Genomic DNA, 14542 nt, shown 5'->3' on the forward strand with positions numbered 1-14542 from the left:
CATATAAAGTAGAGTCTGTTCATTAGCTGAACAGACTCTACGGCTCAAAAATATGTTGACCGATGAATACAGGTACAAAATCCTTAAATTGATTGAAGTAAATCCCTCAATCAGTCAGCGTGAACTAGCGCGTGAACTTGATATCAGCCTTGGTAAAACCAACTTTTGTCTCAAAGCGCTTATTGAGAAGGGATTGCTCAAAGCAACTAACTTCAAAAACAGCAAAAAAAAATCGGCCTATCTTTACTTTTTAACTCCCAAAGGCATTGAAGAAAAAGCCAGCGTTTCAGTTCGGTTTCTCAAAATTAAGATGCGTGAATACGAAAAGCTCCAAGCTGAAATTGCAGAGCTTCGTGATGATCTTAAACGACAAAAAGAGTCTGGAAAGTGAATGAAGCTGATCGTGCGCTCTACAAACTTTTTGCAGGTACATTAAGCCATTTAAAAACAGTAGACATTAACAAACTTCTAAATTTTATTTAGAGAAAATAAATGAAAAAAATTAATTCGAAAGCAGATTTGGCCATCAACGGTTCGGCTCCTGCGTTTATTGAAAAACTTCATGTTGGTCGCCCGAACATGGGAGATAAAGCTGCTTTTCAAAAGTATGTCGATCAGATTTTTGAGAATCACTGGCTAAGTAATAATGGTCCGCTGGTTCAAGAGCTGGAACATAGAATTGCTGAGCACCACCAAGCAAAAAATTGCATTGCCATGTGTAATGGCACTATAGCCCTTGAAATCGCCATTCGGGCACTTGATCTCACTGGCGAAGTCATTCTGCCTTCATACACATTTATTGCTACAGCTCATGCCTTGCATTGGCAAGAAATTACGCCGGTTTTTGCTGATATCGACCCTGTTACGCATTGCCTTGATCCTGCATCGGTACGCAAGATGATCACGCCTAAAACCGCCGGCATCATCGGAGTGCATTTATGGGGTCACGCCGCGCCGGTAAATGAACTGCAGCAGATTGCTGATGAACACGGTCTCAAACTGATGTTTGATGCGGCTCATGCTTTCGGTTGTTCGTACAAAGGCAAAATGATCGGCAATTTCGGTCAAGCCGAAGTACTGAGTTTTCATGCCACCAAGTTCTTCAATACCTTCGAGGGTGGTGCGGTCCTGACTAACGATGATGAGCTGGCCGAAAAAATGCGCTTGATGCGTAACTTTGGTTTTGCTGGCATGGACAATGTTATTCACCCGGGGACGAATGGAAAAATGACTGAGATTCATGCGGCGATGGGGCTTGTGAATCTGGATAACGTTGATAAGGTCATTCGCAGAAACGAAGAAAATTACCGAGCTTATCAAAAGGGAATAACTGGTCTGCCTGGGTTAAGCATTTATACTTTCGATGAAAACGAAAAAAACAATTTTCAATATGTGGTTCTGGAAGTTGGTGATGATTGTCCTGTTTCTCGCGATGAGATCATCGAAGCACTTCATGCAGAGAATATTCTTGCAAGAAAGTACTTTTGGCCAGGATGTCACAAGATGCTGCCATATCGTGAGTTATATCCCCATGCAGGGTTGTTATTGCCTATTACCCAAAGAGTGGCGGAAAAAGTAGTAGTCATACCAACGGGCACTTCCGTGACACCAGATGAAGTTAGTTTTATTTGCCAAGTTCTTATTAAGTTAGTTGAGTTTAGTTGATGAAAGTTGCCATCATGCAGCCGTACTTTTTCCCATATATTGGCTATTTCCAGCTGATTCATTCAGTGGATTCTTTTGTTGTCTATGATGATGTGAACTATATCAAAGGTGGGTGGATTAACCGTAATTTCATATTATCTCAAGGTGAAAAGGTACTAATCACTCTACAATTACTTGGTGCGAGCCCCAACCGGTTAATAAATCAGGTTAGGGTGGGCAATAATCGTCACAAGCTTTTAAAAACTATTAAACAAAGCTACTCAAACGCGCCAAATTATGCTGAAGTCATTGAATTAATTGAAACAATTCTGAATTCACCACAAACTAATTTGGCTTTATTTCTCGATTTTGGTCTAAGACAAGTCTGTGATTATCTTGGACTTGAGCGAGAGTGGGTTTTATCTTCAGAGCTGAGAAAGGATGTTACTTTACGAGGACAAAAAAAAGTATTGGCGATTTGCAAGGAGCTTGAAGCCAGTCACTATATCAATATGCCCGGTGGAATGGAGTTATATGACTCAGCTAGTTTTGCACAGTTGGATGTTAAGTTGTCATTTATAGAGCCGAGTTTTAGACCATATAACCAGAAAAATAGTGAGTTTACCTCAGCACTCTCTATTATTGATGTTTTAATGAATAACGATTTGAATAAACTGGGTTCGATGCTTAATGATTACAAACTAATTAAGAAAAGCGATTGAACAAATGAGAAAAATATTGGTAATTGGGGCAACAGGGAGTCTTGGCAAAGTTGTTACCGAAAATTTATCACTTCAATATGAAGTGACTGGAACTTATTGTCATAGTAAACATGATGAGAGAATCACAAATATTCGGTATCTAAAACTTGATGTTACCGACAAATTTGATTTTGAAAAACTTGAACATGTGTATGACTGTATTGTTTTGATTTCTGGTGCTATGCCTGCAACGATGCACGGTTATCAGCCACAAAAATATATTGACGTTAATATCACCGGTACTTTGAATACATTAGAGTTTTGCAAAAAAACAAAGGTAAGAAAAATGATCTTTGTTATGTCATTTTCTGATGTAGCTGGTTCGTTTTACAGTGGCATTCCGATCACAACTGAGCAGCCCAGATCACTGGCAATGACTGGGGATCATGCTGTATATGGAATATCCAAGGCTACAGCTTGTGATTTGATAGAACATTATCATCAGGAATATGGTCTGCAGACTGTGATTTTCAGGATTCCAACAGTTTATTGTGCTGATGATAATGTGAACTATTTTGTAGATGGTAGTAAACGAACCAAAGCCTATGTGCAGATGATCCGAAATGTAGTGCAGTATCAAAGAATAGAAGTTTGGGGTGATCCCCAAAATGCCAAAGATATGCCCTATGTAAAAGACTTTTCCAGGTTGATCGAGTTGGCTGTGAAAAGCAAAACAGCTCAAGGCCTTTATAATGCGGGAACTGGCTCACCAGTAAGTCTTGAGCAACTTGTCGATACAATTATTGAAATTTTTGGAGAAGATAACTCAATAGAAAAAGTATTCTTACCTGAAAAAAACTCTCAGCCTAACTTCACTTTCGATATGAGTAGAACAAGAGCTGAGTTTGGTTTTGTCCCTGAATATGATCTAAGAAGAATGTTTCTAGATATCCGAGAGAATGTTGATCCGCTTGTCTGGCAAAGTGGAGATAAGTGAGAAGCAATGAAACGCATTTTGTTACATCTCGGCCTGCCTAAAACAGCAACAACCACTCTACAGCATCACCTGTTTCAAAAATTACATGACGAAGGAAACATTAATTTTCTGGGTAAGGTCGTTGATTACGATAAAAATGGAAAAGCCTACTTTAAGAACAATGTAGGCTGGATAATCAGAAAAGCCTGTGAAGGTAGGATTAACAACGGGGATGTATCTGAAAAGATAGATGAACTTCTAGTTAAAGATAAGTTAAACGTATTCAGTGATGAAGGAATAATGGTTTTCTATCCTGGACAGGATAATCTTCCCCTCTCTGAAAAAATCCAGAATTTGAATGATCTACTGTCTGAATTTGAGGTCAAAGTCTTGATGACGATTAGGCAGCCGGTTGATTATATATTTTCGCTCTATGTACAACTGCACGCTGAATTTTACCGAAAAATAAAAGAGTTAGACACTTTTGAAAAATATGCTCATTATTTTGTGAACTCAGAATCAAATATAGATCAAGAATCAGTTTTCATGGAAGAAACTATCAAATTAGTCTCTAATTATTTTGATACAAAAATACTAGTTTTCGAGGACATAAAGCATGACCCGAAATATTTTGCTCAACAAGTAGCCTTAGCTCTTGAAACGGATAAGCACCTAGTCGAAAAAATTATTTTGGATCAGCATGAAAACATAAAAAAAGGGGGGGAAGGTGGTGTTTATTCACAACAGGTAATTTCATTACTAGGCCTTAAAAAATGGATTGCCGATGTGACACGTAAGCAACCAATAGTGCACAGTATATTTAAATCCATGTATCGATCAGAAAAACTTCCGCTTCAGCAATTGACCAATTTTAAAGTTGCTCAGAAAGCTACCTTTCACAAAAAAGCTGACCCTATCCTTAGCAGCAAATTATTGAGCATGACTGGTATTTCACCCTCATTTCAGGCGGATAAGTTTGGTGTTAGTCAGAAAAAGTTGTGTGATTATAACTATATTGCTGGGGAAGTAATTAATGCCAAGTGAACATTTCACGAAATCTTTTATTCAAAGTATTAGGCCTAACACTAGGAATATCATTAATAGGATTAGATTGATAGGAAATAACCAAAAAATATTCTGTATTGGCTTAAATAAAACGGGTACAACCTCTATAAAAAAAGCTATGCAACACTTAGGGTTTATTGTTGGCAATCAGGCAGAAGCCCAAAATTTACTTAAACCTTGGCTTAAAAGAGACTTTCAACCCATCATAAACTATTGTAAATACGCCCAAGCATTTCAAGACTCACCTTTTTCTTTCCCTTACACCTACATTCCACTCGATCAAGCTTTTCCAAACAGTAAATTTATATTAACTATAAGAGATGATGCAGAACAATGGTATAGCTCAATTACAAGGTTCCACGGCAAAAAGTGGTCGAACGGTGCGATACCCACTAAAAATGATTTATTAAATGCAGTAAACGGAACAAAAGGCAGACCATGGATTGTTAACAGAGCATTATTTTGTACGCCGGAGGAAGATCCTTATCAAAAAGAAAAGCTTATAGCCTTTTACAACAATTACATTCATGATGTAAAACAATATTTCAAGTATAGAACTGAGGATTTGCTAATTATCAATGTTGCAAACGAAGATTCTTATTTAAAGTTTTGTGAGTTCCTTGGAAAGTCGCCTATTGAAAAAAGATTTCCCTGGGAAAATAAAACTTGACCGGACAAGAGCCCTTATTAAAACATTGCCGGAGTATCATTTGAGCGTGCAAAAGACTTCACTTAAGCAAGAAACTGCATCGGGCATTGTATGGAACTTTACCGAGCTATTATTGCGTCGTGGAGTGGGGGGGCTGATAACAATCGTGCTCGCATGGTTTCTCTCTCCTGAGGAGTTTGGTCTAATTGCAATGATGGCGGTGTTTCTCTCGCTCTCCAACGTCCTTGTAGACGCTGGTTTCAGCCAATCATTGATCCGTAGCATGAATGTGACCGAACGCGAGTACAGTACTGCTTTCTATTCCAATATTATATTGGCGTTTATTGTGTATGGGCTGTTATTTATAGGAGCTCCATTCATCGCCGATTTCTACGAGCAACCAGACCTAGTACTTTTGATTAGGGTGACGGGACTCGCGATCATCTTCAATTCTTTTGCCATTGTGCAACGAGCAGTGCTAAGCCGGGAACTCAAGTTTAAGTTGCAATTACAGGTATCCTTCCCTGCGGCGCTTGTTTCAGGAACGGTAGCGATTTTATTAGCTTATGCTGAGTTTGGTGTCTGGGCACTTGTTGTTCAAATACTAGCACAGGCAACCCTTAATACGGCATTGTATTGGCGACTTAAACTGTGGCGACCGAAACTTCTTTTTGGCTGGACGGAATTTAAAAAGTTATCGGCTTTTGGTGGATACTTGATGCTCAATGGAATAACTACGGTACCTATCAGGCATATGTACGTGATTGTGATTGCCAAACTTTTTACTGCACCGATCGCAGGACTGTATTTCTTTGCTGAGAAAATTCGAGACTTAATGATTCAGCAACTTGTTTCCTCCATTCAGGCGGTGACTTATCCGGCACTAGCACGCTTGAAGAATCAACCCGAAAAGCTTAAAAACGGCTATCGTCAGGTTATTGCAGTTATGACGTTTTTGATGTTTCCAGTACTGATATTTCTCGCAGTATTCATCGAAATAATATTCCGTCTGCTTGTCCCCGAAGTCTGGTGGTCGGCGGCCGTTTATCTACAGCTGATGTGTATAGCCTCATTACTCTATCCATTGCACGCTACCAACCTGAATATTTTGAAGATAAAAGACAGGGCCGATCTGGTGTTTTACCTAGGCCTATTCAAAAAAACGGTTGCCATAGTGATATTCTTCATAAGCTATCGTTTTGGAGTTATCGGTATCTTGCTCGGACAGATTATATCTTCGGTGTTGGCCTATTTACCGAATAGCTATTTTTCTAAGCAGTTGATCGATTATTCGATAAAAGAACAACTGGAGGACTTTATGCCCAGTTTATTGTTAGCTGTATCAATAGGAAGCTGTATGTATTATCTGAAGAGCTGGCTGGTATGGCCTGAGATTATAGTCTTCTTTGTTTTAGGTAGTGTGGGTGTTATCAGCTATCTCATGTGCGCATGGCTGTTCAAGTTACCAGCGCTTGAAATGGTCCGTAGTCTAATGAAGCAAAGAATGAAAGGAAAGTCTGGTTAAAATGAAAAATCTGAGAAACCAAGAAGAGATCATGGCGACATGGAAGGGCGAACCAGATAAACCGGTTGTCAGTATTTGCTGTATTACCTATAACCATGAGTCCTACATTGAGGATGCATTGGAAGGATTCCTCATCCAGGAAACCGATTTCCCGTTTGAAATTCTGATTCATGATGACGCCTCAACTGACAGAACTACTGAGATAATCAGGCAGTATGAGGCACATTATCCTAACTTGATTAAGCCCATTTATCAGACTGATAACCAGTATTCTAAAGGGAAAAAAATTAATGCTGAATTTAATTACAAGCGTGCGAAAGGTAAATATGTTTCATTATGTGAGGGGGACGATTACTGGAGGGATGAGCATAAATTAAGTATACAAAAGAATTTTCTTGAGAATAATGAGCAGTACTCGATTGTATATCACGATGCGATCGTCATTGATGGTTCTGGAAGAAAAGTTCATGAAAACAAACTAAGCAAGAATAATAGAAAAGATGCTTCGGAGTATGAGTTAAAGACCAGCTTCAAAATTAGTACACAGGCTGTAATGGTTAGGTATGCAGTGGTTAAGGAGTGCTACGAAAATATTGACCCATTATTGTTTGGTGGTGATATGTTCATAAAAGCAATTGCTGGTTGTTTCGGTAAAGGAAAGTATATATCCAATATAAAACCTTCAGCTTTTAGAATTCATTCAGGCGGGATAAACCGAGGGGTTTTAGATGAAAGTCTGAAGCAGCAAAATTATTTAAGAACCAGGATTTGTCTTTACAAATACTTTTATCTACAAAAAGATATTGAGGTGTCTACATATTATCTGAGGCAGATTGCGTTGACTAGTTTGAGGTCTTGTATATATAAAAATAACGTATTTTCACGATTGGTAGGGAAATTTTCTTTGCTGCTTTTATATATTAATAAAATAATTTGATCATAATGATACTTGTTGAATTAATCGGGCCAGCAGGATCTGGAAAAACCACACTCATAAGAGAGCTAGAACTAGCTGCTGATGCCCATAAAATCTATAAAAAACCTTTAAAAAGCTATAATACATACCTTTCTTTTTTAGTTGTTTTTTTATCACTTTTTTCAAAAAAAATGTCATTGAGATTGTTTTGGTTTTTGTTTTTAATTTTTGATCAAAATAAAAAAAAAGGGATAAGTTTAAAATCCTTAATTGAAGGAGTAGGACAAGTTTTAAGTGTAAAAATAAGCTTTTTATGGAGGGTAAAAAGAGTAAAGTTATTTGCTGATTCTTTTTCAGGCTTCTTATTAAAGGAGTATGTAGTTTTTAATTGTGCTGTCGTTTTGGAGGAAGGGCCTGCTCAAAGAGCAACTACACTTTTATATTCTAACGTTTCCAAGGGCAAGATTGCATCATACATAGGCAATTGTCCTCTACCGGATTTACTTATTTTGTTGAAAGCAGAGCCTGAGTCTCTAGCGGAAAGAGTTGCTGATAGAGATGGCTTAAAAAGCAACTATTATTCTCTCCGAGAAAGTGCAATTGATCTGGTTGAGTCAATTGCAGAAACATACAAAGGTCGTGGGTGTGAGGTCTTAGAGTTAGACGCTAATGTGTCTCCAGAGAAGAACGTTCAGATCTTGTTAGCCAAAATTAATTCAATGGTTTAGGTGTATTGATGGACATTAACAGTAATATCAAATTCAGCGTCATTATACCTTGCTTCAATTCCTCGAAAACAATCAGCCGTGCTTTAGGCTCGCTCTTACATCAGAGTGAGCAAAATTTTGAAGTCGTAATTGTCGATGATGCATCGGACGATCTTACCGAGCTGGAACAGGTTATCGCTCAATATGCTAGGGATATTAGCATTAAGTTTGTACAGAATCATAGAAATATGAATGCTGCATTTTCACGTAATAAAGGAATGAATTTGGCTCGTGGAGAATATATCGCGTTTCTGGATTCTGATGATACTTGGCCATCAAACAGATTAGAGTCCGCAGTTAAAATTATAGAAAACATTTCTGATGCGCAATTTATCATCTACGGTCAATTTGAATTGATTGGGTCACATAAAACTGGTGCACTGCTTCCTATTCGTGGAATCCGTAGGAATGAACTTGTTTCTGAGTATGTTTTTGCTGCTGGGCAACATATGCAAACAAGTACATTCATTTTGCCTGTTGGGGTAGCAAAAGATGTCTTGTTTGACGAAACTTTGTCTCGCCACCAGGATTCAGACCTGATGATGCGAGCTCAAAAGAAGGGCATCAAACTCATTTTTCAGCAGGAAAAATGTGCAGATTATTACTTCCGTCCAGATGATTTGCATAATCGAGTTATTTCTGGCCGAATCAATAGTGACTTTTGTAGGCAATGGATAAAAGTGAAAAATCACTATTTTTCAGACTCTGCTAGTGCTGGTTATACTCTCACAACATTTTCCCGCGTAAAGTACATGGAAGGGCATGTTTTCCAGTCATTTAAGCTGGCCATATCCTCACTAACTAAAATCGGACTCTTGAATTTTTTAGATTTGTACAAGACTAAAATGATTATACTTTATAAAACTCGTTTTGGGTTGTAGTTGACAAATGCTTAATCGTCCGTTTAATTCATGCAATTTATAATCAAGACATCTCAATGAAGGTTACATTATCTATCGTTAGTCATGGACAATCCATATTAGTACAACAATTGTTAAATGATCTGGATGTTGTTGTTTCTGCTGGAGTGATTCATGAGGTGATAGTGACACATAATATCCCAGAAAAGATAAATTACTCTTTTAAAAACGCGTCATTACGACTTCTCACAAACCCAACCCAAAAAGGTTTTGCTGCAAACCATAATGCTGCATTCAAACAATCAAAGGGTGACTTTTTTTGTGTACTTAATCCGGATATTCATCTGCAAGATGATCCATTTCAGACATTGGTAGAGAATATACAGACTTTTCATTTAGCTATGATTGCTCCAGTAATAGTTGATGCGAAAGGTCAAGTCGAAGACAGTGTGCGAAAGTTTCCAACAGTGACACGACTAATAAAACGTCTTATCACTGGCGAGCACGATACTTATGCTTTTTCCGATAAAAGTAGCTTGTTTTACCCAGACTGGGTAGGAGGCATGTTTATGCTGTTTGATAGGAAAGCCTATCAAGCAGTAAATGGTTTTGATGAGCAATATTTCTTATATTATGAAGATGTTGATATATGTGTGAGGCTTTGGAAAAAAGGACTGCCTATAGCGGTATCACCACAAGTATCGGTTATCCACCAGGCGCAAAGACAGAGTCACAAAAAGTTAAAGTATTTGCGATGGCATCTCAACAGTATGATACGGTTTTTTGCTAAATATCGAGGCCGTTTTCCGACGATTTCAAATCGGTAATAGGAAATTTTCAAATGGATTTTGCGAAAGAAAAGTTGACTTGCAAGAAATTACCGAGTGGATTCGCAAAATAATATTCTAGATCTTTAATACGCAGCGCAGGGTTTTGCTTTTTTTAAATAGTTACTTATCTTCATCTTACTCCACAGCATTGAATGAACCAAGGAACAAATATGGTTACAGTAAACACACTGACTTGTTTTAAAGCCTACGACATTCGTGGCAAATTGGGTGATGAGCTCAACCCGGATGTGGCTTACCGTATTGGTAACGCTTATGCCAAACATCTCAATGCAAAACGGGTTGCTGTGGGGGGAGATATAAGGCATACCAGTGAGCCGCTTAAACTCGCTTTAGCGCAAGGTTTGATGGATGCCGGAGCAGAAGTTATTGATATCGGCATGGTGGGAACTGAAGAGATTTATTTTGCGTCATTTTATCTCGATGTTGATGGTGGTATTGAAGTGACGGCAAGTCACAATCCCATGGATTACAATGGCATGAAGCTGGTTGGTCGTGATGCATTGCCGATAAGTGGTGATAGCGGATTAAATGATATTCGTGATTTGGCTGAACGTATTGAATCACCGTTTAACACGACTAAAGCAGTGAATGCTGATATGGTCAATACTTCGGATGCGGCACCTATTAAAAACAATGTTTTCAGTGGCACAACTCATGCGAATAAATATCAACAACAATCGATACTTGAGCCCTACGTTAAGCATCTAATGACCTATATCGATTTGGGTAAAGTCAAACCCTTGAAACTAGTCGTCAACGCCGGTAATGGCGCTGCTGGACACGTGATAGATGCGATTGAAGAACAATTCAAATCAGCTAATGTGCCGGTTGAATTTATCAAGGTACATCACGAAGCAGACGGCAGCTTTCCCAATGGTATTCCCAACCCATTATTACCCGAAAATCGTGCAGCAACAGCTGATGCTGTTATTGCCAATAAAGCGGATATGGGTATTGCCTGGGATGGGGATTTTGATCGGTGCTTTCTGTTTGATGAAAATGGCCGCTTTATCGAAGGTTATTATATTGTTGGTTTATTGGCTGAAGCATTTTTACTCAAGTCACCAGGCGAAAAAATAATTCATGATCCACGACTAACCTGGAATACAATCGATCAAGTTGAAGCGGCCGGTGGCAAACCCATCCAATCCAAAACGGGTCATGCATTTATCAAAGAACGCATGCGTCTTGAAAATGCAGTTTATGGCGGTGAAATGAGTGCTCATCATTATTTCCGGGACTTCGCCTATTGCGACAGTGGCATGCTCCCTTGGTTGCTGGTCGCTGAGTTAATCAGTGTTGCTGGCAAACCCTTGTCTGAACTGGTCAATGAACGGATGGCGAAATACCCATGCAGTGGTGAAATTAATTATCGAGTAGCAGATGTCAGTGTCATTCTCGATAAAATTCTGAAACATTTCGCGGTTGAAAATCCCGTTATTGATAGAACTGACGGAATTAGCCTTGAATTTGAACAATGGCGATTTAACTTACGCTCGTCTAATACTGAACCACTTTTGCGTTTGAATGTTGAATCGCGAGCCGATGAGTCTTTGATGAAAGCCAAAGTAGCTGAAATCGAACAGTTAATTCATAGCTGATGCGTATTTTTGTCACCGGAGCAACTGGATTTGTTGGTAAGGCTCTAGTGGCTCAACTTGTTGCTGAAGGTCATGAAGTAATTGCAGCAGTTCGAAAGCATTCTGCTGAATTGCCTGAAGAGGTTGAGCAAATAGTGGTTGGTGATTTAAGCCTGCTGGACGAACAGAACACGATAATCAATACGCTGAAAAATATTGATGTCGTAACTCACACCGCAGCACGTGTTCATATCATGCAAGATAATGCCACCGATCCACTGACTGAATTTCGAAAATTGAATGTAAACGCTACCATTGAGTTAGCTGGGCAAGCGGCCAAGGCTGGTGTGAAACGCTTCATTTTTTTAAGTTCGATTAAAGTAAATGGTGAATCCACTAACAATCGTGAAGCTTTCACTGAGACGGATGAGCCAAAGCCTGAAGATGATTATGGTCAGTCAAAATTTGAAGCAGAGCAGGCGCTGTTTGAACTGACCAAGAGCTCCTCAATGGAGGTAGTGATAATACGTCCCCCCCTTGTCTATGGACCGGGCGTGAAAGCTAACTTTGCGTGTATGATCAAAATCATCAAAAAAGGCTTACCGCTACCTTTTGGATCGGTTTCCAATCAACGCTCCATGTTGGCGATTGATAATCTGGTTGATTTTATAACGCTTTGCATGACACCTCCTGCTGCAGCGAATCAGGTTTTCCTGATAGCTGATGGTAAAGATATTTCCACTACAGACCTATTAAAAAAAATTGCAAAAGCATATCAACGACCACCAAGATTGATTCCCGTGCCAATTGCCTGGATGATATTTTTCGCCAAACTGGCAGGCAAGCAAAATATCACCGATCGTCTATTCGGTAATTTGCAAATCAACATCAACAAATCTAACCAGTTGCTGGGATGGCAGCCTGTCACATCGATGGAACAACAACTTAACAAAATGGCTGAGTTGGATAGAAATTCAACCTTTGTAAAACATTAAAACGAGTATTTCATGACCCAAGTTGTTATCCGTTTACTGGATATTATTTTTTCTATTTTTGGATTATTGATTGGTTTGCCAATTTTATTAATTCTGACCATTGTTGGTTGGTTCGATACCGGCTCACCTATTTTTCGTCAGCAACGGGTGGGTCGCCATCAAAAGCCTTTTACATTGGTCAAACTTCGCACCATGAAAAAAGATACGGCTCATGTCGCCAGTCATCTAGCCAGTGCGGCATCCATCACACGCTTTGGACGTTTTTTGCGTCGGACCAAACTGGATGAATTACCGCAATTATGGAATGTGCTGAAGGGTGATATGAGCCTGGTTGGCCCAAGACCCTGTCTTTATAACCAAATAGAACTAATAACTGAAAGGACGAACCGAAATGTATTTGATGTAAAGCCCGGAATCACAGGGCTTGCTCAAATCAATGAAATTGATATGTCCACCCCCGAATTGCTGGCGGAAACAGATGCAAAAATGATCCGTGAACTGACACTGTTGAACTATTTCAAATATATTTTTCACACTGCTACCGGAAAAGGAGCCGGTGACCGGGTACTGTGACTCAGGCAGTGCAAGGCTTATCGAGATAAACTGAAATTGGTTGTGAATAACCATATTCGGTAAAAGTTTGTTAACATAGCTGCTTGTTATTCGGTGAGTGTCAGTGTGTTTTGATTTAACTATCTGAATTAACGAACAATTTTTATCAGAAGAGCTGTTATCTTATCGCCAGCCCAGGAATATTCTCACAAGGACTCGTAACGTTCGTCACTGTTACGAAAGTGTAGCTTCATTACACTGGTCATGTATTACATGCATATAAAGAAACATGATGCTTATACCTACTATTCTCTGCTGCGGTGCAGGATCACGACTGTGGCCACTGTCCCGATCTATGCATCCAAAACCATTCATCCGGTTGAATGATGGTGAAAGAGTGCTTCAAAAAGACTTTGTCAAAGGTTCTCAGCAAAAAGATGTGCGGGAAATGCTCACAGTTACCAATCGCGAATTGCTGTTTAAAACAGAAGACAACTATCGCGAAATCAATCAGGAAAATATTCCGACCTCCTTCATTCTCGAGCCGTTTGGCAGAAATACTGCGGCTGCCATCGCCGCAGCCACATTAAACATTAGAAAACATGATGATGCTCTGTCGCTGTTATTGGCGGTAGATCACCTAATCAACGATACTGATGCGTTCACAGCAGCCGTTGATAAAGCCGTACAACTTGCTGAAACCGATAAATTAGTCACTTTTGGTATTCAGCCAACCGCGCCAGAAACGGGCTATGGTTACATTGAAACTGATGAATATGACGTCAAATGCTTAGTAGAAAAACCTGACCTTCCAACGCCCAAGGACTATGTTGCATCTGGGCGTTATTTCTGGAATTCAGGCATGTTTTGTTTCAAATCTGGTGTGATGCTGGAGCAGATGCAACAACATTGTCCTGATATTCTCAGCGCTGTGGAAATGTGCATGGAAAAATCTCGTACTGCACATAGCGAAAGTTTTGAAGAAGTTGAGCTCGATGCCGATTCATTCAAAGCAGTGCGGGAAGATTCAATTGACTTTGCCGTTTTTGAAAAGTCGTCAGCAATAGCAGTCGTACCATGCGATCTGGGCTGGAGCGATATTGGTTCCTGGGCGGCTGCCATGGGCGAGTTGGCTCCTGCCGATGAAAATGACAACCGGGCGAAGGATGTAAAACAGGTGTATGCGGATCTCAAACAACTGGATCATGACTCGCATAACCTGCACCGAACAGTCTATCGGCCATGGGGTAGCGACACAGTGTTGGAAGAAAGACCTCATTTCAAAATTAAACATATTGAAGTTAAACCACATTCCAGCTGAGTCTGCGAATGTACGAGTATGGTTCAATGTAACAGATAACGAATTGGTGATTATTGAGGTGCTGACAGGAAAATAAATACGTCGGTGAAGATGACGTTATACGGCTTGAGGATGTTTATAAGTGGTGCTGAATATCCAAA

At 39.5% G+C, this 14542-nt stretch carries 15 protein-coding genes; all 15 read left to right on the top strand.

Annotated features, from left to right (window positions below):
* Nucleotides 1–52 precede the first annotated feature (52 nt).
* On the top strand, nucleotides 53–391 hold the full coding sequence (locus Q7A_RS05280) for a MarR family EPS-associated transcriptional regulator (protein ID WP_014706301.1): 339 nt from the start codon (nucleotides 53–55) through the stop codon (nucleotides 389–391).
* Nucleotides 392–492: 101 nt separating this feature from the next.
* Nucleotides 493–1665, top strand: coding sequence for a DegT/DnrJ/EryC1/StrS family aminotransferase (locus Q7A_RS05285; protein ID WP_014706302.1), 1173 nt, complete (start codon nucleotides 493–495; stop codon nucleotides 1663–1665).
* On the top strand, nucleotides 1665–2366 hold the full coding sequence (locus Q7A_RS05290) for a WbqC family protein (protein ID WP_041354402.1): 702 nt from the start codon (nucleotides 1665–1667) through the stop codon (nucleotides 2364–2366). Before Q7A_RS05285 ends, Q7A_RS05290 begins: the two co-directional genes overlap by 1 nt.
* Nucleotides 2367–2370: 4 nt before the next feature.
* Nucleotides 2371–3342, top strand: a complete 972-nt coding sequence (locus tag Q7A_RS05295) for an NAD-dependent epimerase/dehydratase family protein (protein WP_014706304.1) — start codon at nucleotides 2371–2373, stop codon at nucleotides 3340–3342.
* A 6-nt stretch (nucleotides 3343–3348) separates the two neighbouring features.
* Entirely contained in the window at nucleotides 3349–4365 is a 1017-nt protein-coding gene (locus Q7A_RS05300) for a hypothetical protein (RefSeq protein WP_014706305.1), read from the top strand.
* A gap of 67 nt (nucleotides 4366–4432) precedes the next feature.
* Nucleotides 4433–5056, top strand: coding sequence for a sulfotransferase (locus Q7A_RS05305; protein WP_151903895.1), 624 nt, complete (start codon nucleotides 4433–4435; stop codon nucleotides 5054–5056).
* Nucleotides 5022–6560 (top strand): lipopolysaccharide biosynthesis protein, encoded by a 1539-nt coding sequence (locus Q7A_RS05310; RefSeq protein ID WP_014706307.1) that lies wholly within the window; start codon nucleotides 5022–5024, stop codon nucleotides 6558–6560. The genes Q7A_RS05305 and Q7A_RS05310 overlap by 35 nt, the downstream gene beginning before the upstream one ends.
* A gap of 1 nt (nucleotide 6561) precedes the next feature.
* Nucleotides 6562–7497: a glycosyltransferase gene (locus Q7A_RS05315; protein ID WP_014706308.1), complete on the top strand. Its 936-nt coding sequence runs from the start codon at nucleotides 6562–6564 to the stop codon at nucleotides 7495–7497.
* 5 nt (nucleotides 7498–7502) lie between these two features.
* The gene (locus Q7A_RS05320) at nucleotides 7503–8204 is read left to right on the top strand and encodes a hypothetical protein (RefSeq protein WP_089418505.1); all 702 of its coding nucleotides are present in this window, start codon (nucleotides 7503–7505) and stop codon (nucleotides 8202–8204) included.
* A gap of 8 nt (nucleotides 8205–8212) precedes the next feature.
* Nucleotides 8213–9124 carry a glycosyltransferase family 2 protein gene (locus Q7A_RS05325; protein WP_014706309.1) on the top strand — a complete coding sequence of 304 codons (912 nt, stop codon included), beginning with the start codon at nucleotides 8213–8215 and terminating at the stop codon, nucleotides 9122–9124.
* A 56-nt stretch (nucleotides 9125–9180) separates the two neighbouring features.
* The gene (locus Q7A_RS05330) at nucleotides 9181–9930 is read left to right on the top strand and encodes a glycosyltransferase family 2 protein (RefSeq protein ID WP_014706310.1); all 750 of its coding nucleotides are present in this window, start codon (nucleotides 9181–9183) and stop codon (nucleotides 9928–9930) included.
* 173 nt (nucleotides 9931–10103) lie between these two features.
* Nucleotides 10104–11555, top strand: a complete 1452-nt coding sequence (locus Q7A_RS05335) for a phosphohexomutase domain-containing protein (protein ID WP_014706311.1) — start codon at nucleotides 10104–10106, stop codon at nucleotides 11553–11555.
* Nucleotides 11555–12529 (top strand): UDP-glucose 4-epimerase family protein, encoded by a 975-nt coding sequence (locus Q7A_RS05340; RefSeq protein WP_014706312.1) that lies wholly within the window; start codon nucleotides 11555–11557, stop codon nucleotides 12527–12529. The genes Q7A_RS05335 and Q7A_RS05340 overlap by 1 nt, the downstream gene beginning before the upstream one ends.
* A 12-nt stretch (nucleotides 12530–12541) precedes the next feature.
* Entirely contained in the window at nucleotides 12542–13102 is a 561-nt protein-coding gene (locus Q7A_RS05345; protein ID WP_014706313.1) for a sugar transferase, read from the top strand.
* 268 nt (nucleotides 13103–13370) lie between these two features.
* Nucleotides 13371–14402 (top strand): mannose-1-phosphate guanylyltransferase, encoded by a 1032-nt coding sequence (locus tag Q7A_RS05350; protein ID WP_041354934.1) that lies wholly within the window; start codon nucleotides 13371–13373, stop codon nucleotides 14400–14402.
* The last annotated feature ends 140 nt before the right edge of the window (nucleotides 14403–14542 follow it).

It is taken from the genome of Methylophaga nitratireducenticrescens, from assembly GCF_000260985.4.
In the GTDB taxonomy this organism is placed as follows: domain Bacteria; phylum Pseudomonadota; class Gammaproteobacteria; order Nitrosococcales; family Methylophagaceae; genus Methylophaga; species Methylophaga nitratireducenticrescens.

What these genes read in the sequence shown, in the direction of transcription:
- Q7A_RS05280 (WP_014706301.1), top strand. Translation starts at nt 53, where the DNA reads ATGTTGACCGATGAATACAGGTACAAAATCCTTAAATTGATTGAAGTA.
- Q7A_RS05285 (WP_014706302.1), top strand. Translation starts at nt 493, where the DNA reads ATGAAAAAAATTAATTCGAAAGCAGATTTGGCCATCAACGGTTCGGCT.
- Q7A_RS05290 (WP_041354402.1), top strand. Translation starts at nt 1,665, where the DNA reads ATGAAAGTTGCCATCATGCAGCCGTACTTTTTCCCATATATTGGCTAT.
- Q7A_RS05295 (WP_014706304.1), top strand. Translation starts at nt 2,371, where the DNA reads ATGAGAAAAATATTGGTAATTGGGGCAACAGGGAGTCTTGGCAAAGTT.
- Q7A_RS05300 (WP_014706305.1), top strand. Translation starts at nt 3,349, where the DNA reads ATGAAACGCATTTTGTTACATCTCGGCCTGCCTAAAACAGCAACAACC.
- Q7A_RS05315 (WP_014706308.1), top strand. Translation starts at nt 6,562, where the DNA reads ATGAAAAATCTGAGAAACCAAGAAGAGATCATGGCGACATGGAAGGGC.
- Q7A_RS05320 (WP_089418505.1), top strand. Translation starts at nt 7,503, where the DNA reads ATGATACTTGTTGAATTAATCGGGCCAGCAGGATCTGGAAAAACCACA.
- Q7A_RS05325 (WP_014706309.1), top strand. Translation starts at nt 8,213, where the DNA reads ATGGACATTAACAGTAATATCAAATTCAGCGTCATTATACCTTGCTTC.
- Q7A_RS05330 (WP_014706310.1), top strand. Translation starts at nt 9,181, where the DNA reads ATGAAGGTTACATTATCTATCGTTAGTCATGGACAATCCATATTAGTA.
- Q7A_RS05335 (WP_014706311.1), top strand. Translation starts at nt 10,104, where the DNA reads ATGGTTACAGTAAACACACTGACTTGTTTTAAAGCCTACGACATTCGT.
- Q7A_RS05340 (WP_014706312.1), top strand. Translation starts at nt 11,555, where the DNA reads ATGCGTATTTTTGTCACCGGAGCAACTGGATTTGTTGGTAAGGCTCTA.
- Q7A_RS05345 (WP_014706313.1), top strand. Translation starts at nt 12,542, where the DNA reads ATGACCCAAGTTGTTATCCGTTTACTGGATATTATTTTTTCTATTTTT.
- Q7A_RS05350 (WP_041354934.1), top strand. Translation starts at nt 13,371, where the DNA reads ATGATGCTTATACCTACTATTCTCTGCTGCGGTGCAGGATCACGACTG.